At 54.8% G+C, this 19,124-nt stretch carries 19 protein-coding genes; 9 read left to right on the forward strand and 10 right to left on the reverse strand.

Annotated elements, in window-relative coordinates; all coding sequences use genetic code 11:
* Positions 1–125: 125 nt before the first annotated feature.
* The 4 genes from rseP to OEV49_01160 form a co-directional block, all read right to left on the reverse strand.
* Complete coding sequence (gene rseP / locus OEV49_01145) at positions 126–1,196, reverse strand: RIP metalloprotease RseP (GenBank protein MDH3889662.1); 1,071 nt, start codon at positions 1,194–1,196, stop codon at positions 126–128.
* On the reverse strand, positions 1,196–2,356 hold the full coding sequence (gene dxr, locus OEV49_01150) for a 1-deoxy-D-xylulose-5-phosphate reductoisomerase (protein MDH3889663.1): 1,161 nt from the start codon (positions 2,354–2,356) through the stop codon (positions 1,196–1,198). Before dxr ends, rseP begins: the two co-directional genes overlap by 1 nt.
* 630 nt (positions 2,357–2,986) lie before the next feature.
* Positions 2,987–3,694, reverse strand: coding sequence for a peptidylprolyl isomerase (locus tag OEV49_01155; protein MDH3889664.1), 708 nt, complete (start codon positions 3,692–3,694; stop codon positions 2,987–2,989).
* A gap of 168 nt (positions 3,695–3,862) precedes the next feature.
* Complete coding sequence (locus OEV49_01160) at positions 3,863–5,017, reverse strand: DegT/DnrJ/EryC1/StrS family aminotransferase (GenBank protein ID MDH3889665.1); 1,155 nt, start codon at positions 5,015–5,017, stop codon at positions 3,863–3,865.
* A 168-nt stretch (positions 5,018–5,185) separates the two neighbouring features.
* Between OEV49_01160 and OEV49_01165 the strand changes: the two genes are divergently transcribed.
* A complete protein-coding gene (locus OEV49_01165) occupies positions 5,186–6,160 on the forward strand; it encodes an AAC(3) family N-acetyltransferase (GenBank protein ID MDH3889666.1) in 975 nt (324 codons plus the stop codon).
* A 6-nt stretch (positions 6,161–6,166) separates the two neighbouring features.
* A complete protein-coding gene (locus OEV49_01170; protein ID MDH3889667.1) occupies positions 6,167–7,270 on the forward strand; it encodes a hypothetical protein in 1,104 nt (367 codons plus the stop codon).
* Positions 7,271–7,635: 365 nt separating this feature from the next.
* On the opposite strand, the gene OEV49_01175 is transcribed toward OEV49_01170, so the two are convergent.
* Entirely contained in the window at positions 7,636–8,652 is a 1,017-nt protein-coding gene (locus OEV49_01175; GenBank protein ID MDH3889668.1) for a 50S ribosome-binding GTPase, read from the reverse strand.
* 169 nt (positions 8,653–8,821) lie between these two features.
* On the opposite strand from OEV49_01175, the gene OEV49_01180 reads away from it, so the two are divergent.
* On the forward strand, positions 8,822–9,763 hold the full coding sequence (locus tag OEV49_01180; protein MDH3889669.1) for a hypothetical protein: 942 nt from the start codon (positions 8,822–8,824) through the stop codon (positions 9,761–9,763).
* 448 nt (positions 9,764–10,211) lie between these two features.
* Here OEV49_01180 and pyrE read toward each other — a convergent pair whose 3' ends face one another.
* Together pyrE and acpS are read right to left on the reverse strand one after the other, a co-directional pair.
* Positions 10,212–10,793: an orotate phosphoribosyltransferase gene (gene pyrE, locus OEV49_01185; GenBank protein ID MDH3889670.1), complete on the reverse strand. Its 582-nt coding sequence runs from the start codon at positions 10,791–10,793 to the stop codon at positions 10,212–10,214.
* Positions 10,790–11,164 (reverse strand): holo-ACP synthase, encoded by a 375-nt coding sequence (gene acpS / locus OEV49_01190; protein ID MDH3889671.1) that lies wholly within the window; start codon positions 11,162–11,164, stop codon positions 10,790–10,792. The genes pyrE and acpS overlap by 4 nt, the downstream gene beginning before the upstream one ends.
* 481 nt (positions 11,165–11,645) lie before the next feature.
* Here acpS and OEV49_01195 point away from each other — a divergent pair, with 481 nt between their 5' ends.
* The 5 genes from OEV49_01195 (at position 11,646) to OEV49_01215 (ending at position 15,137) form a co-directional block, all read left to right on the forward strand.
* Positions 11,646–12,629 (forward strand): radical SAM protein, encoded by a 984-nt coding sequence (locus tag OEV49_01195; GenBank protein MDH3889672.1) that lies wholly within the window; start codon positions 11,646–11,648, stop codon positions 12,627–12,629.
* Between the two features lie 7 nt (positions 12,630–12,636).
* Positions 12,637–13,182, forward strand: coding sequence for a pyridoxamine 5'-phosphate oxidase family protein (locus tag OEV49_01200; protein ID MDH3889673.1), 546 nt, complete (start codon positions 12,637–12,639; stop codon positions 13,180–13,182).
* Positions 13,183–13,320: 138 nt separating this feature from the next.
* Positions 13,321–13,926, forward strand: a complete 606-nt coding sequence (locus OEV49_01205) for an RDD family protein (GenBank protein ID MDH3889674.1) — start codon at positions 13,321–13,323, stop codon at positions 13,924–13,926.
* Between the two features lie 38 nt (positions 13,927–13,964).
* Positions 13,965–14,114 carry a hypothetical protein gene (locus OEV49_01210; GenBank protein ID MDH3889675.1) on the forward strand — a complete coding sequence of 50 codons (150 nt, stop codon included), beginning with the start codon at positions 13,965–13,967 and terminating at the stop codon, positions 14,112–14,114.
* Positions 14,115–14,141: 27 nt separating this feature from the next.
* Positions 14,142–15,137 (forward strand): hypothetical protein, encoded by a 996-nt coding sequence (locus OEV49_01215; GenBank protein MDH3889676.1) that lies wholly within the window; start codon positions 14,142–14,144, stop codon positions 15,135–15,137.
* 409 nt (positions 15,138–15,546) lie between these two features.
* Here OEV49_01215 and OEV49_01220 read toward each other — a convergent pair whose 3' ends face one another.
* Positions 15,547–16,164 (reverse strand): hypothetical protein, encoded by a 618-nt coding sequence (locus OEV49_01220; GenBank protein ID MDH3889677.1) that lies wholly within the window; start codon positions 16,162–16,164, stop codon positions 15,547–15,549.
* Between the two features lie 182 nt (positions 16,165–16,346).
* Between OEV49_01220 and OEV49_01225 the strand changes: the two genes are divergently transcribed.
* On the forward strand, positions 16,347–16,874 hold the full coding sequence (locus OEV49_01225; GenBank protein MDH3889678.1) for a hypothetical protein: 528 nt from the start codon (positions 16,347–16,349) through the stop codon (positions 16,872–16,874).
* Positions 16,875–17,287: 413 nt separating this feature from the next.
* Here OEV49_01225 and OEV49_01230 read toward each other — a convergent pair whose 3' ends face one another.
* Positions 17,288–18,241 (reverse strand): hypothetical protein, encoded by a 954-nt coding sequence (locus OEV49_01230; GenBank protein ID MDH3889679.1) that lies wholly within the window; start codon positions 18,239–18,241, stop codon positions 17,288–17,290.
* Positions 18,242–18,285: 44 nt separating this feature from the next.
* Positions 18,286–18,972 carry a hypothetical protein gene (locus OEV49_01235; protein ID MDH3889680.1) on the reverse strand — a complete coding sequence of 229 codons (687 nt, stop codon included), beginning with the start codon at positions 18,970–18,972 and terminating at the stop codon, positions 18,286–18,288.
* Positions 18,973–19,124: the final 152 nt, after the last annotated feature.

Consider the following 19,124-nt stretch of genomic DNA (forward strand, 5'->3'; position numbering starts at 1 on the left):
GGGTCATCAAATCGTCCGGAATCATCCGCCCACGGTTAGTCGCCCAGTGGGCGTTTGATGTCCTCGTCTGCGCCTGTACCAGCGCCGGGCACGAACGGGCGGACATACCGGCCGTATCCATGTCTTTAGTAACCAAGAAAGAGTCGTGCAATATCATTATAGGTCACCATCAGAATAAGTCCCAGAATGGCCACCAGGCCGATCTGTTGGGCCCAGGTACGCGCCTTAATCGAGAGTGTCTTGCCGCGAATCTTTTCGATAGCCAAGAAGACCAGGTGGCCTCCGTCGAGTATCGGAATCGGAAGCACATTCAATACGGCCAGGTTTATCGACAGTAGTGCGATCAGATTAAACAGAGCGTAAGCTCCCCGGCGCGCCTGTTCGCCGGACAATTGGGCTATGAATATGGGGCCACCCACCGCCTTGGATGAGATATTTCCGGTGATAAACTCTTTCAAAAAGAAAGCGGTGGCGGCTACTTTCCAATGAGTGTCATTGACCGCTTGCACCAGCGCCTCACCCAGGCTGTATTGCACGCGGCCCAGCGTCATTTCGGTAAAGCCCAATTGCCCCACCGAATCAACACCCCCTTCAGCGTTTCTTAGAGGCCTGACAGCGGTAACGGCCGATGTCGAAAGGGTGTCATTATCGTGGAGCCAAACCAACTCGACCGCCTGGGCCGGTTTGGCGTAGATACGATAGCGCAGGCTGTCGAAACTACTGACCGGGTGACCATCGACACTGATAATCTGATCGCCGGTCTGAAGCCCGGCCAGTTCGGCCGGACTATCCGGCTGGATCTGGCCGATCATGACTCTGTCCGGGTCGGTGATAAACTCTCCCCCACCGAAAGCAAAGAGGCCGAAGGAGACGACCATAGCCAGAACATAGTTCATAAACGGTCCGGCAAAGATCACGGCCGCCCGATGGGCGATCGGTTTGGAAAGAAACTCGTCCGGCGCTCCGGCTGTTTCCTCAAGCGGATTGTCGCCGGCCATCTTGACATAGCCGCCGAGTGGGATCAAGCCTATACAATATGTTGTGTCGCCGACCTTGTGTTTGAAAATATTCGGAGGAAAGCCTAACGAAAATTTCTCCACACGAATCCCTGCCTTCTTGGCCACCAAAAAATGACCCAATTCGTGGATGAAAATCAGGATTCCGAGAACAAAAATGAATGATGCAATTGTTACCATTACTTAAGACCTGCTAAATGAGCCGCTTCTTTTCTGGCCAGACTGTCCGCCTCCAGAATATCACTGAGAGTAGGGCCTGACACAATAGTTAATTTATCGACCGCTTCTGCAATAACCCGGCCGATCTGCCCGAACTTGATCCGGCCATCCAGGAACGCAGCCACCGCCACCTCGTTGGCGGCGTTGAACACGGCCGGAGCGGTACCGCCGACGGCTGCTACTTCAAAGGCGATCTTAAGCGCCTCAAAGCGGTTGAGATCGGGCGGTTCAAAAGTCAGACGGTTCAGGTTGCTCATGTCCAGCCGCCCGAAATCAGACTCGACCCGCTCAGGCCAAAACAAAGCGTTCGTTATCGGTAAACGCATATCCGGCGTTGATAGTTGCGCCAAAATCGAACTATCTACGAATTCCACCATAGAATGGACAATCGACTGCGGGTGGATGACCACTTCGATCTGCTCAACCGGCACCTGAAAGAGGGCTACCGCCTCGATCACCTCAAGACCTTTGTTGGCCAGAGTGGCGGAGTCTATGGTTATTTTCGGACCCATTTTCCAGGTAGGATGATTTAGTGCTTGATCTTTGGTGATGTCATCGAACTGCTCAAGCGGGTATTCGCGAAATGGTCCACCGGAGGCGGTGATGATGATTTTTCTGACTTCCTCTTTTCGACCGCATGCGAGGGCTTGCCAAATGGCTGAGTGTTCGGAGTCGATGGGCAGGATAGTACCGCCGCTCTTTTCCATGAGGGCGGGGAATAGCGGTCCCCCGGCCACCAGCGACTCTTTGTTGGCCAAAGCCAGCGCTTTCCCCTTTTCGACCGCGGCCAGAGAAGCACGCAGTCCGGCCGCTCCGACCACCGCGTTGACAATCATCTCGGCCTCAGATAAAGAGGCCAGTCGGACCAGTTCTTCCTCACCGGCCAACACGGTGACCGATTGATCGCTCAGTTGTTCCGTAAGCAGCGACGCTTTGGACTCATCGACGACGCAGACGTATTCCGGGTGAAGTTTTTTGGCCTGACTGACCAGCAGTTCGACATTGGAATGCGCGGCCAGTGCGCAAACATTGAAGCAGTCGGCGTGGGCCTCAAGAACCTCTATGGTGGAACGTCCGATAGAGCCGGTCGAGCCTAAGATGACAATGTTTCGTTTGCTCATGCTTCTCTTTCCAGGAATCGAAGGCTCACTCCCCCCGTTTCTGGGAGTATTGAGTAACTAAAAACTCTCGTCATTGCGTGCGATCCCCGCGCCATGCGGGGTGAGCGCGGCAATCTCATGCCTCGACTCCGCTCGGCATGACACTTAGCCAACGAATTGAGATTGCCGCGGTCCCGCGAAAGGCGGGACCTCGCAATGACGGCAAACAGGGGTTTACCAGCAAGCCCCTTCAGCGGGGTCCAAGACCACACACAACGACTGGGTGGCACCCTCAAACCCGGTTTGGGGGTGGTTCTTGCTACCCGCCCCAAACAAGGTTTGAGGCGGCCACCCGGCCACCGGCTTGTCAGCCCACAAAGGGCAGGAATACCCCGCGTGGCGCGGGGTGTCGGGTCACAACCCCCGCTTTCGGGCTTGTTGATAAACCCTCTGCGCCGCCAAGTGACGTGCCTTGCGGTACCGGTGCTGTAAGGCGACTCGCCTGACAGCCAGCGGGTTGGACGATAGGTGTCGGGCGGGGTCGCCCAACACCACTCACGTTTTGGACCGTTTTCAACCCCAGCTTTCAGCGGGGTCCAGGACCCGACACAACGGCTTGATTCACAGCTCTTATACGTCAAAACCGGCCGTCTACAACGGACTCCCCTCGGCGTCGGATAGATAGGCTTTGACAATCATCACATCTTCGACCGGTTTGGTGTTTTCTTTCGGATTGGCCGGGTTAGTCATGCATTCTACATTGCCAATCGCATGCAACGCCTCATATCCCTTCAACAGATGTCCGAACACCGTGTAGGTCCCATCCAGTCCTTCTGAGGCAGCGGTACGGGCCAGGCAGATAAAGAACTGAGACGAGGCGCTGTTGGGATCTCCGCTTCGCACCATCGAGAGGGTTCCCTCAACGTGCGGTAGATCCGAGAACTCCGCCTTCAGATAATACCCGGCATTGCCCTTTCCGGTCCCCAACGGATCGCCTCCCTGGATTATGAAATTCCTCCAGACGCGATGGAAGATCGTTGAGTCGTAGTAGCCTTCGTTGGTGCGGGCGATAAAACTATCGACATGGACCGGGGCTACATCGTGGTAAAGTTCGAGCGTCATATCACCGTAGTTTGTAGACAACGTAACGATGGGATTGTCCGCATTTCTAATCATGGGACCATCGTCGACCAGGCTGTCGGTCTCGGCCTCAGAAACGGTAGTGTCGATCCTGCTTTCGGCGATATTGGTTGCCGAATCGGAGGCTGTCTGGTCGGTCGTCTCGCCGTTGTCGGAACAGGCCAACATGGAGAGAATACACAGCAGAGCCAACATCACGATACTGATTCTGATATTCACGGTGATTCCTTTCAGGTTGACAGACTTCGATACCGGGCGCGAATATAGAGTCTGCCCAGGACGGTGTCAAGGTAGTAAACCAAGGGGAGTCAAGGCAGCCTTGCGTCGCCGCGGATGTATGTCAGCCTTCGGCTGCCGGGCTGTGTCACAATCCTGTGTTCCACCGGTTCAGCGCTTGTGGCGGGTAACAATTGATTCCACCGCGTCGCAGACTGCGTCGACCTGGCTAAGCTTCAAGGTGGGATAGAACGGCAGCGACACCACTCGCAGACCGGCGTAGGCAGCATTGGGGAAGAATTGCGGCGACAAGCTGAGGTGGTTGCGATAGAACGACAGGTCGAACAGCGGTTTGTAATGTACGCCGCATTCGATCCCGCGCCGCGCCATCAGATCGATAAATCGATCACGGTCAATCTTGAGGGCCGAGAGATGCAGCCTGATAATGAAAAGATGCCAGCCGTGACGGCAATGTTTGCGTTCTACCGGCGGCTCAAGAAAGTCGGTCAGGTCGGACAGGTTGGCCAGGTATCTTTGGGCCAATCGTTCGCGTTGTTTTTGCTGTTTTTTGTATTCGCCCAGTTGGCCCAGCCCTACCGCCGCATGAAGCTCCGACATGTTGGCTTTGAGGCCGGGCCGCACTACGTCGTAGTCGGCACTGCCGGAGGTGCGTCGTTCGTGGGCGGTATTGGTCAAGCCATGCCGAGAGATTAATCTGACCATCTCGATGAACGGTTGATGACGCGACAGCACCATGCCACCCTCACCACAAGTCAGATTCTTGGTCGAATAAAACGACAGCACGGCGCCGTCGGCCGCCAGGGGGACACTGCGTTTTTTGTGTGTTGCTCCGATAGAATGAGCGGCGTCGGCTATCAACGGTACGGTGGCTCGGTTGCAGAGCGCTTGGAGGCGGTCGTAGTCGGCTGGATGACCGGCTATATCAACCGGGATCACTGCCCCGGTGCGGGCGGAGAATTTGCGGTCTATCTCATCGGGATCGATGTTGAGAGTATCGGGGCTTATGTCCGCGAGCACCGGATGTGCCCCTACGGCCATTATTGCTCCTACCGTGGCCACATAGGTGAAGGGCGTGGTGATAACCTCGCGTCCCGGACCGACGCCGATCGCCTGCAATGCAACCTGCAATCCGGTGGTGGCCGAGTTGACGGCCACGCCGTGCGGGACCTTCAGAAGTGAGGTGACCTTTTTCTCGAACGCGGCCACTTTCGGACCGGTTGACAACCAGCCGGAGCTCATCACAGCAGCAACTTCCCTTTTGGCTGCAGCCGACAGTTTGAGATCGAACAGAGGTATTTTTTTCATAGACCAAGCCTGCTATCTTTGGGCGCAGTTTCTAAAGTCCGTTTTAAGTCTAATGCGGCTGCCGCCGTGATGCAACATAAGTTTTGCATTGCCATAGCATACCGTTGACCGTATCGTTGACCGGCCTGAGATTCAGTGGACGCCTTGGAGCATGTAGAAACGACGAAAATGGGAAAACAATCCAGCCTATCGTATCGATTCCGCCGCTGGGCCAAACGAGTCGCGCCGCCGACTCTGGTCGGTTTGGCGCGCCGACCGTTGAAAGCAATTCGGTCTCGAATCGGAGCGCGAAGCCGACGCGGCGAAGCAATGCTCACAAGGGAACAGCTGGCTCACGACCTGAGACAGGCCGGAATTGCCGACGGCGACATCGTGATGGTGCATACATCGCTGTCCAAACTGGGGCATGTCGACGGTGGTGCCGAGACCGTAGTCTCCGGGTTGATCGATGTTGTGGCTGATCGCGGAACAATTCTGATGCCCTGCTACAACTCAGCCGACCAGATGATCCGTGAAATGAAGCGAGGCCGTCTTATCGATCTGACGCGCCACCCAGCCGTGACCGGCGCTGTGACCGAATGCTTTCGGACCTGGCCGGGCGTGCTCAGGTCCTCGCATCCTTTTTCATCCGTCTGTGCCTGGGGCGCCCAGGCCGAGTTTGTGACATCGGGTCATGCCGACCGCCCGGAAATCTGCCACGCCGCTTCACCGGTCGGTCGGTTGGTGGAACTCGACGGCTGCGTGGTCGGCCTGGGTATTTCAATCGCACAGGGGCTGGGAGTAGCCCATTGTGTCGAGGACACTACTGATGACTTCCCTATTGAAGTCCACACTCAGGCCTTCGAGGTGACCTATATAGATGGTCATGGTGAGCAGATCACACGCGAGATTCGTCGCTACGATCCGGTGGTTTCCGAAACTCGCATCGACTACCCCCGAGGTCGATGGATCCTCGAAAGACTCACGCAGCATCTGGTCGGCAAGGGTATTTTGGCAGAGTTTCGCTGCGGCGCGGCAGATGCCTGGATTATGCCGGCACGTCCGCTCTACGATGAGCTGAAACGGCTGGCCACCAAGGGGGTGACCATGTATCTGACTGAGGAGCAACTGACCGATAGAAACTCAGACATTGAGAATTGGTAACTGATCGTGCAAGGCCAAGCTCCACGCCCAATCAACCTGCTGATCACGGCCGACTATGAGTTGTTCCTGGGGCGCAACTTTTTCGGGCATGATGAAGTGCTGTTCGGTCCCGCCGAACAATTAATGGCAAGATGCGAAGGGCTGGGTGTCGGCGTTACTTTTTTTGCCGATGTTTGCTCGGTTTGGGCGCACCGCAGGTTCGGACTTTCCGATTACGCCGATCAATTCGAGACCCAGATGCAGGAGGCCGTGAAGCGCGGTCACGATGTGCAGCTTCACCTCCACCCGCACTGGCTGAATTCGACCTGGTGTGAAGATCGCTGGCAGGTAGCAACCGACCGGATGTATCTTGCAGAGTTCGGCTTTTCAAGCGACGAAGAGGCAGCCCCGGCTATCATCAAACGCGGTGTGGACTATCTGCACGACCTTCTGCGACCGGAAACACCGGAATATCGTTGTGCGGCTTTCCGCGCTGCCGGGTTGGCCCTGCAACCGGATGAGCGCAAGCTCATCGCCGCTCTGTTAAAACTGGGTATCAAGATAGATTCGAGTATTGCCAAGGAGCTCGTGCTCGATCTTGACACCATCGCCATCGACTACCGCCGGATGCCCGGCGCGGCCAATTGGTATCTCGCACCCGATTGTGGCATTGCACAGGACGCCGGCGCGGGTCTTCTGGAGATTCCGATTGCAACATTCAAGTGCGGTTTGCTCAGTCGGCTTGGCTTTCTGAGTCGCCGCCTTCGCTCGGTCCGAATGCGTCGCGGTGCCGGTATCTCAAGAAGCTCCGAACAGACTCGTTGGTCCAACCTGAGTACCATGCTGCGCTACAATCTTCGCTACCTGTACGGCAACCCGCTGTTTTCATTGTCGTGCGACACCAAAGGGCATAATCTCGACATGCTTTTGAACGGCTTCGGAAAATACTTAAGACAGCACTCAGACAGCTCACCTATATATGTGGCTATGATTAACCATCCCAAACTGATGTTCGATGCTCAGTTCGACATGCTGGAATCGTTCGTGAGCGCGGCCAGAAGTCGGTATGGTGATGCGCTCGATTTCGTGACCACTACCGATGTGATTAGGCAGATTGATGGCGAGAATTGACACGGCTCTTTAGAAGTAGGGTGGGTCCGTACTCGAACCAACGGTTTCGACCTAACGAAAGGTCACACGTGGCGCACGAGGACGTACACCACGCACGAGGATGGATGCCCGCCTTCGCGGGAATGACCCATAAATGGGTTCTTTGGCGCAACGCGCTGAAGATTCGCAGGGTGGGTTACTTGCAATCCCGCCTTTTCTTGTAGCATAGATAACAGCGACAAGAACAATATGCAAGGGCGTCCGCCCCGGCGGATTAGCGGTTCCGTCATCTATATTGGCAAAACCAGAAGCGGTTCTGCCCTACGTCGGTCAACTCATTTCGAACCGTCGGGCGTGTCGCCTGACGGCACCTGCAAACGGCCGGTCTACAAATGAAACTCGAGTATGTCTTCGTCGATTAGTTTGAAGTCGCGCTGGACCCGCTGACCATCGAACTTACCTTCCCCCCATATCTTGGCGAACTTGAAACGGGTAGCGAAATCTTTGTGCAGATCGACAGCGGCATCTTCGACCGTGCTGCCGATCGGCAGAATGACCGGATTGGAAAAATCCGCCTCTTTGCCGACCGGTTTGGTGTAGACGCGGATAATCGAGAGGTTCCGAAAAACGGCTGTCCGAAAAGCGTCCAGAGAATCGTCATCGAGAATCGAGGTTGGAACCATCTCAAAGTCTGAGAACTGCGCAGCGACTCTTTTTAGCATCTCGCCGGATTCGTCGTCGTACTCCTTGTGCCCGCAGAGCATGCAGCGCTTGACACAATAGCGCGGATCGTCCGGTTGTTCGTCGGCTTCAGGTTTCAGAATGATCCGCTTCTCGTTGAGTTTCTGCATAACGAATTCGAGATCATCGGGACATTCGTCAGCAGCCAGATCGCACACGAGCACGACCAGATCGGCGTTGCGAATCAGACCGGACAAGTAGTTTTCATACGACTCAGGCGAAATCGGTGGCGTGTCGATCAGTTGAATCTGAATGGTCTGAAAAGACATCATCCCGGCTTGCGGTTCACGGGTGCTATAGGGATAGTCGGCCACCAGCGGTTTGGCATGGGTAAGCGCGTCGAGCAACGATGACCTCCCCGAGTTGGGCGGACCGATCAGGATGACCTGTCCGGCTCCCTCTTTGTCGATATGGTCGTGGGTGGGTGCTTGCCGAGCGCCGGGGGACTTGCTCGGTTGCACGATTTTCTTTTTCAGCGCAGAGATTTTGGATTTCATCTCGGCCTGAAGTTTGTCGGTCCCCTTGTGCTTGGGCATCATGCGCAGGAGTTCTTCGGCCATACGCAGTTTTTCGCGGGTATCTTTCTCGGCGCGGAACTCGCGTTCCAGTTCGTAATACTGTGGTGGCAAATTGGCCGGCATAATCTTATAGATAATAATCATGGACCGCTTTGGCAAGGCGACAGGTCGCTTTTTTGCGCTTCGCGCATCGTAACCTAATGCAGCACGGAGTTGGAGCATTCCCCGGTGCGACTCCGAGTTGATGGGGTACGTTTCTTATGCTTTCGTCCGGCGAGTTTTTTGTCTATACTGACAGTCCAAGGAGAATTCTATGCCGCTCACCGTTGACATCGGCCAGCATTCAAGTGCATTCATCACCGAACAGCGCATGGCAGATCGTACCGGGCTGGGACTAGCCCTCATCTCTGTTGTGGTAGCTGGTCTGTTTTTTATCGGCTGCAAAGAGGACCCGACCAAGTCCGGTGGCTCAGGCTTTCATCCCCGTTACAAAATCGAAACCGAACCGACCCGCACGCTGGATGGTCAATACATTTACTATATTGCCACCGACACTCTCAACCTCGGCAATAGCGGTGTGTTTCGCGCTGAAATCGATAAACCGATACGAGAGTTGGTGCTGGCAGGCGAGGACCTCCACTCCCCCACGTTGGCGCCCGACAATAACAGACTGGCCTACCTCAACGGTGGAATCATCGAGTACTACAATCTTTCCACCCAGGCGGTTGATACATCCAGCATTGACCGGGAATTCAGTTCGATAGTGTATCTCAATGACACTTTGCTGGTGGGACGCGCCAACATGTCTATCTATATAGTGAACGAAGTGCGCGGGACGTTAATCAATGTAGGGAATGGTTGGCATCCATCGGTGGTAACACAAGATACGTTCACTTACACAGCGCCAAGACACGGCCTTAACGACGTGGTAGTGAAGCGCGATGCCTCGCTGACTGTAAACGACACCCTGCTGACGTTGCCGCTTGAATCTACCTGGAGGACAATTCTATGGCCGGGCGGGGACCCATCAAGCGATCGTTGGGTCTGGGTGCGTTCCAGCAACAACGGGCTGGCCCTACATGCCGTTCAGTTGCAGCCGTATGTCGACAGAATGCTCGATTCGACCATGAGTGAGAAAGCACTGTTGCTGGGTCCTGACAAAATCATCTTCACCAGCTTTGACGGACGCTTTTATGAGACTGACTGGGCCGGCTCTGATCCATTCCCCTGGTGGTACCAAGAGCCGAACGATTGACAGGGTCAAGGCCTGTTTTTCGCGCTTCGCGCGTTGCCACCATCACCCTGAGCGGTTGAATGCGGCCCCCAATCATGTCATTCAGGGCTTTGACCCGGAATCCAGTCTTGGATTTGAAGGCTGGATGCTGGCCTTCGCCAGCATGACAGTAGTCGTCAGGACCACAAGGGTCCTGACCTCTAAGATTGCGGTGGCCGGGAACCAAGGCGACAAGTCTCTTCCTTCCTGGGTGGCCGTCCCAAACCTTGTTTGGGGCGGTAATCCACACGAGAAGAATCACCCCCAAAGAGGCTTTGAGGGTGCCACCCGCCGACAAACCAGGCGCCACACAGTTGTCAATGTCGAAACCTGCCTTCGGCAGTCCTACGGACCAGGGGTTTCGACCTACCTTACACACAAGGATGGATTCCCGCCTGCGCGGGAATGACAGAGCACCGCGGATCAACGATCAAGTGACATTGAACTTCCTACTACCACGCTGGGTGAGGGATTCGCCATTGGCACAAAGCGGACATTCGTCGGTCGACCAGTCGTCGGCGACAACGGATGCAAGGGCATTGAACGGGTAATCGAAGGTCACGGTACCATTGGAACGTTCAAGCATGACGTTGATCGAGACAATGTCGGCATCGTACTGGTTCACCAGTTCGATACACTCGCGCACAGAACCACCACGGGTGAGTACATCGTCGACAATGGCTACTTTCTGACCCTTTTCCAGTGAAAACCCGCGCTTGAAAACACGTCCGCTTTCCCCCGGTTCGGCATAGATCGCTTCGAGTCCGAGATACCTGGCAACATCGTAGGCGATGATAATTCCGCCGGTGGTGGGACCGACAATTGTGACTGCGCCGCTGGGTCGGATGCGCTCGGCCATTTCTTCACAGATGCGCGTACAGATAGCCGGCTGTTTTAACAACGTGAATTTCTCGTAGTAGATGTCGGAGTGGCGACCGGAGGACAATTTGAAGTGTCCGTCCAATAGAGCGCCTGAGTCTTTGAACAGTTTCAGTAGTTCATCCTGATTCATGACGGGTCCTCAAAAACAGCCACCGCGGCGGCGTAGTTTCGTTCGTGTGTGATCGACAAATGGCATCGTGCGCCCTCGAGATTCGCTTCAACATCGCTCGGCATTTCAAGCCGTGGTTGTCCCGAGTCGTCGTTGATGATCTGAAGGTGCTGAAGCGGCGGTCGGTCGGTAAGGTATCGCCCCAGGGCTTTCACGATGGCTTCTTTGGCCGCGAAGCGTCCGGCCAAAAACAGCGTCTTATCCTGACGTTTCTCGAACATTGCCAGTTCTTTCTCGCCCAAGATGCGCTCAACGAAACGAAGACCGAATCGTTTCACATCTTTTTCGATCCGAGCGATCTCAACAATGTCCAAGCCTACCGACGCTATCATCCGTGTTCAATCCCTGTTCGTTCGATCTTTCTTTCGGCCCACAACATATTATAAAATGTGGTCTGAGGCAACCACGTCAAAATTATCTTGCGAAAAAGTTTGTTCATTTCGATATTACTTATAGATAAGAGTAAAGTGTGGAGAGAGAGGTCATTTGAAAACCTCTAACAATTTGCTCATGAAGGTCGTCTCTTGATTGCTGCGCCGACGCCGTGACCCGCCCTTTGGACGGCAGCGAGAGCTAAATGCCGCAAGTGGCTGTAAAAACCCTTTACCGTGAATACGGTGAGCGTTTTCAAATAGCAGTCTCTCTCCCAATTATTCAAAACCCGTTCTGTGTGAGCGGGTTTTGCTTTACGTCGCGGTTGCGTTTTCTTATCTTCGAAAATCGCAGGCGAGTTTACGGACGCTTTGACATGGGCGGCTGAGTAACTCGCGTCGGACATGGATGGCGTCTTACGCCTCACAGAAAGGAACGTGAATGTCTCGCCTCTCTGCAGGACGCAAAACCAAAATAGCTGCTCGCACCGCGCTCAATATTGTGCGTGGAAAACCGGTCACGGTATCATTTGAGATTACCTACAACTGCAACGCCAATTGCGAACACTGCGACCTCGGGCATTATGTTGAGGAACCTCGCCTGGGTCCCGAGGTCTTTGCCGACTGGGTGCCAAAGCTCAACCCGGCCGTAGCCCAGATATCCGGCGGTGAGCCGACCTTACGCAAGGACCTGGTTGATATAGCGAAAGCGATGAGAGCCAAGGACAGCACCATGATCCTGGTGGTTACGACCAACGTGCACAACCTGAACGAGAAGAGATACCTCGACTTAAAAGAAGCAGGCATAGACCATTTCTCGTTCTCACTGGATTATCCGGATCAGCGTCACAATACTTTTCGTCATCTTAAGAAGAACTTCGAGCACATGGAAGAGCTGGTGCCCAAACTGGCCAAGCACGATAATCAGGACATCATAATGGCCTGTGTCGTGCAGAGTGACAATTTTCGTGAGTTACCGAAAATCGCCGAAGTGGCCAAGCGCTGGGGGGTGGCGTGCAATTTCTCCACCTACAACTCTCTGCGTACCGGCAAGGATTTCTACTTTATCAGCGAACCGGACGATCAGGCGGAACTGGCCGAAGTAGTCGAAAAACTTCTGGCCATGCAAAAAGAGGGGTATCCGATCCTGACTTCGGAGTGGACCCTGCGTGCAATGATGAAGTTTTTCAAAGCGGGGAAACACACCAACTGCAAAGCGGGAAAACGGTTCGCCATCGTGAATCCATGGGGCAAGCTGACACCGTGTGGGATGGTGCGTGAGCAGTTCGATACGCAGGCCGACATGGTCGAGAGGTTCACTCAGGAGAACCGCTGCGAGAAGTGCTTTACGGCCATTCGCGCCAATTGCGAGAAGACGCCCGGACGCATGCTGAAAGACTCGCTACGCGCTGTCAGGGCCCGGTAGGTTTTCCATGCGCAGAAACGATAGAGAGTTTACCGATCCAGAATCCATGCTGGAATTGTTGAGCCGCTGTCAGGTCGGACGACTGGGGACGGTCGGCTCCGATGGCCGGCCGCGAATCAAGCCGGTGAATTTTGTGGCTTTAGACAACTTCATTTATTTTCACACAGCCTTAGAAGGGGAAAAAATAGACGACATCAAACGCGACGGACGAGTCTGTTTTGAAGTTGACCTGCCTATTGCCTACGTGGCCAGCGGAAACAAAGCTTGCAGCGCCGGGTATCTCTATCGCAGTGTCATGATCCAGGGGAACGCCTCGCTAGTGGATGATCCTCAGGAGAAGATCGGTGCTCTGGATGGTCTCATGCAAAAGCACGAAGGGGCTGACAAGCCGTTTCACTATGGCCGGGCTGCTCTTGAGGAAACCGGTATCGTCCGTATCGCAATCGAACAGATGACCGGTAAAGAATCACTCGGCCAGGGTAAAGCGCGCGAGGCGGCGCTTGAAGCGCTTGACACGGGCGCACCTTTACCCATTGTGATTAAGCCAGAATGAACCGCAAGGGGCTAACGCCTAAGATCCAACTGAATTCCTGTTGACTTACGAAGTATATGCGAGGTAACTTGGAGTCGGTCGGATACTTGGCTTGACAAACTCCAATCGACTTCGTAAAGCCGGCAAGGAGGTTTTTATATGTCACTCTCTTTCAACTGCCCCCACTGCAATGCCTCACTAGTGGCACAATATCTAAGACCGGGCGACGTTTGCAAGTGTCACCAGTGTGGGCAGGAGTGCAGTGTGCCGGTCGATGCCACCTCGGTGTGGCAACCTTCTTCCGCGGACGGCCAGCCGACTATGGCGGCCCCACCACCACCCCGCCAGGTGGCGGGACAGTTGGCTGATCGCGGTACCAGGCTGGGTGCACAGCTAATTGACGGCTTACTGGTTCTTCCTCTTATTATTGTATGGGTCATCATAGCCGGTACGTCCGAATCTGATGCCGGTGAGCTGATGGGATTCTTGCTCTTCATTCTGGGCATGGTTGGGCTCATCGCTTACCAATGGTGGCTTCTTTCGACCGAAGGCCAGTCAATCGGCAAGAGAATGCTCAATATTAAGGTTGTCAAATTGGATGGCACCAACGGTGGATTCGAAACTAATGTCCTCATGAGACTGATTATAAACGGATTTATATGCATCATTCCATTATATTGTTTGGTGGATGTGCTCTTTATCTTCAGCGAGGAACGACGCTGCATTCACGACCATATCGCCGGCACTAAAGTGATAATGGTCTGAATGAACGGGTACATGCTTAGAGAGTATAAGAGCCAAACATGAAACATCTGGTAATCATCATATCGGCTGTAGTATTGCTACTGCCAACGATGGCGAAGGCCGCCGAGCAGATCAGTTTCGACCAAGCCGCCAAGCTGTCATCCCAGGGCGGGAAGCCGCTGCTTTTGGAGTTCTTTCGCGACGACTGAGAGTATTGCGAACTGGCCGCTCGTGAAGTGGCCTCGGAGCAACGAATCAGCGACGCGCTCACCCAGGTGGTGCACCTGCCGCTGAATATCAAAAAAGGTGAAGGGATTCAACTGGGCGAACGGTACAGCGTGGGACCGTACTTTCCGGTGTTCATACTCACCAACAGCGAGGGCGCGGTCATCAACCGCTGGACCGGATACACAGGCGCCGAACGTTTTCTCAGATCGTTTTACAAGGCCATGTCGAACCTTACCCCGATTGCTGAACGCATTGCCGCCTTTGACAAGATGCCCAGTCATGCCGAGGCATTGTTCCTTGCCTCCTACCATGCCGACATATCGGAATTCGTAAAAGCAGCCAAATACTATCAGCGTGCCCAGACGCTCAATGGTTCATCGACTGATTACTCATACCAGGTCTTCGAGAACTACGCCAACGCGGCATGGAACGATCAGATTCCGTTCGACGACGTCCTGCCCGCCGCCGACGCTGTACTTGAAGCGCCGCGCAAGAATTTACAGAACATCGCAAGTGTGGCCCAGTTGATCTGCAAGCTGGCGCGGCGAAGAGATGCAACCGACCGGATTGCGAAATACTTGCAAGCCGGAATCGCGGCCTCCGGTGCGCGTAAAGATGACAAAGGTCGCAAGCTGCAGGCCGAGCTTAAAGCCGATCAAGCGCTGTATGTCCATGGGGACACGTTGGGTGCCATCGAGCAAAAGAAGTCCGGTTTTGGTGAGAACTGGGACACGAACCTGAACAACTACCTGCCCTTTGCAACTTACTGTTTTGAACGGCGGATCAATCTGGAGGAAGCGCAGCGTTTTGTCGAGACGGCGGCGCAGCGCGCCTCGGACGGATCGTTCAAGGCCAAGCATCTGAGTTTGCTGGCCAACATTTGCGAAGCGCGCGGCAACTTCGCCGATGCGCTCCGGCATGCCGAGGCTGCCGCTGTGCAAGACCCGGATAACGAGGCGTATGCCAAACAGCTTTTGCGCATGCGCGAGGCTGCGGGGCGGTGATAAATCACTTTTCCCGCTTCGCGCACCGCACATCGGGTCTTGAACCATCACATGTCACGCAGAGCGGAGTCGAGGGGGTTTTCGTGCGTGGTGTACGTCCTCGTGCGCCACGGATGGATTCCCGCCTGCGCGGGAATGACATAGGGGCGCGGGAATGACACCCCGCGCCACGCGGGGTCCTTTGCGCTTCGCGCACCCTTCAACTGCAATCGGAGTGACAATGGCTGCGCGGGAATGACAGCGGGGAGCGGGTTCACGCCGCGGCGCACAGGCGAAGATGAACACAGCCTGCAAAACCCCAGACCTACCGTTGGTGGCGGGTTCACGCCACGGCGCGCAGGCGAAGCCGGACCCGCCCTACAAGAAGAGATGTACCCCGGCCTGCGCCGGGGTGTCAGAAAGTAAGGGGCTACGGCACGACCTCGAAGCAGTGCGGGCCGTCCCAACCCGGTGGCTCGGCGCCTGCACTACCGAACGACCACATCCAAGTGCCGGACGGAGGATAAAAGCTGGAGTCGAGACAAATGTGTTTTCCCGCTTGAGAGGCATCAATCGGACCAATGGTAATCGCATAGGCGACATCATCGAACCCATCAACCATACCGGGGCCGGACATACTGGCCCCACCGTAGGCTACTGTGTCGCTGCCGCTACCACTGATGGAGAAGGAATTCGACGTAAAGATCAGATCGTAATCATCTTTGGTTAACGCACCCGTCGTGTCAATGGATGTCGTAGTCCAGGTGGCATTGTCGGTTGAGTAGATTCGCCAGCCGTTGGTGATCCCTTTGGCCACGAAGCCGCTGGCGTTTTTCAGACGAAGATAAAACACCACGCTGGTACCGACCGAGATTTTCCCAGCCGCCGGTGAACCATCGACATGATCCAGAGTTATACTGCGCAGCGAATCAACAGGCCCGCCACCGTTACCACCATTGTTAATATCGCCGTTGGTTTCATCGTCGTCGGCACACCCGGCAACTATGAAGATCAGACCGAACATCAGACACAGGATCAGATTACGCATGTTAGTTTTACTCCTATAAGCGTTGCACGAATCTTCTACACAATAGAACCAGTATAGCCCAGACCATCTCGCCTGTCAACGGCAAGTTAACAGCCGGACTCCGTTTTCAAAATGTGCTTTGGGTTACTATTGAGTGTATAAGAAAACAGACAAGACAGTGGTTAATCTAAGGAGACTTTGGGATGACCCATCACGATAAGGACCAACATCGGCCCACACCGCTATGGGGATCGATTCTGACGGTCATTGCCGGCGTGACGATCATTGCGTTGGCCGCGACTGTTATCCATTACCGCGATTTGTACGGTGACACCCTTGATGATTTGCGAAAAGCCGAGTTCCGACGCAAGACGCTGGAGGAAGACTCTTCCAATTTCCGCTATGTTCAAAGGGACAAGTCGGCATACACACTGCAACTGATTCCGACCCTCACCCAGGCGGAGACGACGGCCTTTCAAGCGAGAGGACTGCGGGCACCATACGACGACCTGGCGGCCGACCTGGTCAACAACTGGGACTCGCTCGGTCGACTGGACAGACCGTCCGGCAGTCACGACTCGCTGGTGCGAGACGCCGTATGTGTACTTGGGCCCGACCGCGCTTTGGCCTTGTTCGATGACGGAGACCGGCATGGTACCGCTTTGCTGGCTTATCGAGTTTCGGAAAGTGGTGAGATTACTTGGCAATTGCTTGAAACAGTCGTGCAGTAATTCAGGACCCTTGTGGTACTGATGATAATGTCAGGTCCGTTAAGGACCTGACCTACCGTTGTCTTCGGTTGTCGAAACCTCGCCCTTCGACTGCGCTCAGGACGACACGGTCAAGCCGTGTGTGTCACGGTCAAGCCGTGGGTATCACGGTTAAGCCGTGTGTGTCACGGTCAAGCCGTGGGTATCACGGTTAAGCCGTGGGTGTCACGGTCAAGCCGTGGGTGTCACGGTCAAGCCGTGGGTGTCACGGTCAAGCCGTGGGTGTCACGGTCAAGCCGTGGGTGTCACGGTCAAGCCGTGGGTGTCACGGTCAAGCCGTGGGTATCACGGTCAAGCCGTGTTGCTCGCGCTTGGGGGTAGGGAACTCGATTTATATTTACATCGACAGATTGAAACAACGGTACAGCAACCGATCATCGCCGGTACCGATTCAATACGCTGTCGATAGCCGGACCCGACGGCGGCGCCTCAAAGAGAGACACATCGAATTCCTCGGCGATGTCGATCTGATAGACGGTACTGTCTGACTGGCGACTCCAAAGGGTCAGGTGCAGGGCATCAAAGACTACTTTGTGGGATAGCAGGTTCGGGTCGCTGTTGTCTACTATGACGAAATCAGGAAAACCATAGATCGGTATGAACTCGTTCCACCAATGCGAACCGATTCCGAGGCCGTCGATGGTAGTGCCCTCATATCGTGCACTCATAGTGGCGCCGCTGGGTGGTTGTGGATAAACGGAGTCAACGACAATAATCGAGAAAATCGGCGAAGTTGCTTCGATAACACCGTTTGTGTCGGTGTCATAGATGACAAAGACCACCCCCATGGTCGCTTCGTAATTGGCCACAAGAATCTCAGCACCCGGAAAAACATCGAGCGACACGGGTGGGCCGTTGAAATCGACAATATCGCCATAGGTGTCATCGAGCAATACATACTGCCCCTGCCCATGGTCCCCCGGAACCAGCAAGTCGGCCCGCAGATAGACTTCGAGCGTATCCAGATTGCGGGCAATAGCTCGGATGGTGGCATGCCCCATATTGCCGGAGAAGTTGTATTCGAGGGTCACCAGCCCATCGCTCCCGGACTTGATCGAGTCGGCGGAAATGCTGCCGTCCCCTTCCAGGAGCGAGAAGTGGATCCATTGATCGACCACAAAACTGCCGCTTGAGTTTTTCACGCCAAACTGAAGCGGCTGGTCAAGCCCGGAACCGCCCATCACTCCCTTGTAAACCTGGCCGTTCACAGCCATCACGCCGGTCGGATTGGGCGGCTGGGGCGGATCGTCACCGTTGCAGCCGCAGCCTGAGACAATTCCGATAACGAGTATCAGGGACAACAAAAGACGGGGCGAGCTTGCGATCAACTTGGGCCTCTCAGGTTTTCTGGTTTCTTGTTTTATCGGCCGAATCAGGGTCGAAAGTAATACTTGAGCGCCGCACCGACATTGAGATACTTGGGCCGATTGCCGGAGGCGAAGAGGTCATAGCTGTTGACCGAGGCCAGGGTCATAAAAGATTGCTTTTTCGCGCCCTCCCAGAGTTTCAGCTCAGCCCCACCGCTGGCCATAAACACGGTGTTGATGTGGGACTCCGACTCAAAGCCTGAGGCCGAAGCGTTGGTGAAACCGGCACGAACGCCTACACCGACGAAGGGTGCAAAGCTCTTCTCAACAATATTCATGAACAAGTAATAGAACGCGATTTCGAGATCATACTGATGAAGTTTGGCTTCGGCCGTCTGGTCATCGGGGCCAAAAAAGATCAGCGGGTTGTCGCCGGCCTGCTCAATACGAGTGTATCGAAAGCCTACATCCAAAAGCATTTGGTTATTACGCAATTGTCCATAGCTGAGCCCGAGATTGTATGTCGGGTCGTAGACCTTGTCGCCATCGACCTCGACCAGCCGTCCCTGTTCGTCAAGGAAATCTACAAACCCGGCTATCCCCTCGTATTTTCCGACCGGGCTGGAGGAGCCTGCGAAAAAACTGATGACGTTGTATCGACGAGCCACTCTGACGATTTCACCGTTGACCGACGATGAGAACAAAGGTAGAATGAGCGCCACTAGCATCGCTGTCTGTGCAAATCTGAGCATTTGGGTATTCCTCGTTTTTCGGTCTGTTTCGTCTCGATTGCCGGTTATCATCGACCTGCCCGCAATCAAATCAATAGGCCGGGCTTCGTCAACTTTTTCTACAATTCAGAAGCGGTTTGGCCGACTTTTGTAGTAGCAAGATTGTTGGGTGA

This window comes from Candidatus Zixiibacteriota bacterium, assembly GCA_029860345.1.
Taxonomy (GTDB): Bacteria; Zixibacteria; MSB-5A5; order GN15; family FEB-12; genus JAJRTA01.

Bases quoted from the DNA above. Each gene is read 5' to 3' on its own strand.
- dxr (MDH3889663.1), bottom strand. From the start codon at position 2,356: ATGAGCAAACGAAACATTGTCATCTTAGGCTCGACCGGCTCTATCGGA.
- OEV49_01225 (MDH3889678.1), top strand. From the start codon at position 16,347: ATGACCCATCACGATAAGGACCAACATCGGCCCACACCGCTATGGGGA.
- OEV49_01195 (MDH3889672.1), top strand. From the start codon at position 11,646: ATGTCTCGCCTCTCTGCAGGACGCAAAACCAAAATAGCTGCTCGCACC.
- rseP (MDH3889662.1), bottom strand. From the start codon at position 1,196: ATGGTAACAATTGCATCATTCATTTTTGTTCTCGGAATCCTGATTTTC.
- OEV49_01175 (MDH3889668.1), bottom strand. From the start codon at position 8,652: ATGATTATTATCTATAAGATTATGCCGGCCAATTTGCCACCACAGTAT.
- OEV49_01180 (MDH3889669.1), top strand. From the start codon at position 8,822: ATGCCGCTCACCGTTGACATCGGCCAGCATTCAAGTGCATTCATCACC.
- OEV49_01210 (MDH3889675.1), top strand. From the start codon at position 13,965: ATGAAACATCTGGTAATCATCATATCGGCTGTAGTATTGCTACTGCCA.
- OEV49_01200 (MDH3889673.1), top strand. From the start codon at position 12,637: ATGCGCAGAAACGATAGAGAGTTTACCGATCCAGAATCCATGCTGGAA.
- pyrE (MDH3889670.1), bottom strand. From the start codon at position 10,793: ATGAATCAGGATGAACTACTGAAACTGTTCAAAGACTCAGGCGCTCTA.
- OEV49_01205 (MDH3889674.1), top strand. From the start codon at position 13,321: ATGTCACTCTCTTTCAACTGCCCCCACTGCAATGCCTCACTAGTGGCA.
- acpS (MDH3889671.1), bottom strand. From the start codon at position 11,164: ATGATAGCGTCGGTAGGCTTGGACATTGTTGAGATCGCTCGGATCGAA.
- OEV49_01160 (MDH3889665.1), bottom strand. From the start codon at position 5,017: ATGAAAAAAATACCTCTGTTCGATCTCAAACTGTCGGCTGCAGCCAAA.
- OEV49_01165 (MDH3889666.1), top strand. From the start codon at position 5,186: ATGGGAAAACAATCCAGCCTATCGTATCGATTCCGCCGCTGGGCCAAA.
- OEV49_01235 (MDH3889680.1), bottom strand. From the start codon at position 18,972: ATGCTCAGATTTGCACAGACAGCGATGCTAGTGGCGCTCATTCTACCT.
- OEV49_01220 (MDH3889677.1), bottom strand. From the start codon at position 16,164: ATGCGTAATCTGATCCTGTGTCTGATGTTCGGTCTGATCTTCATAGTT.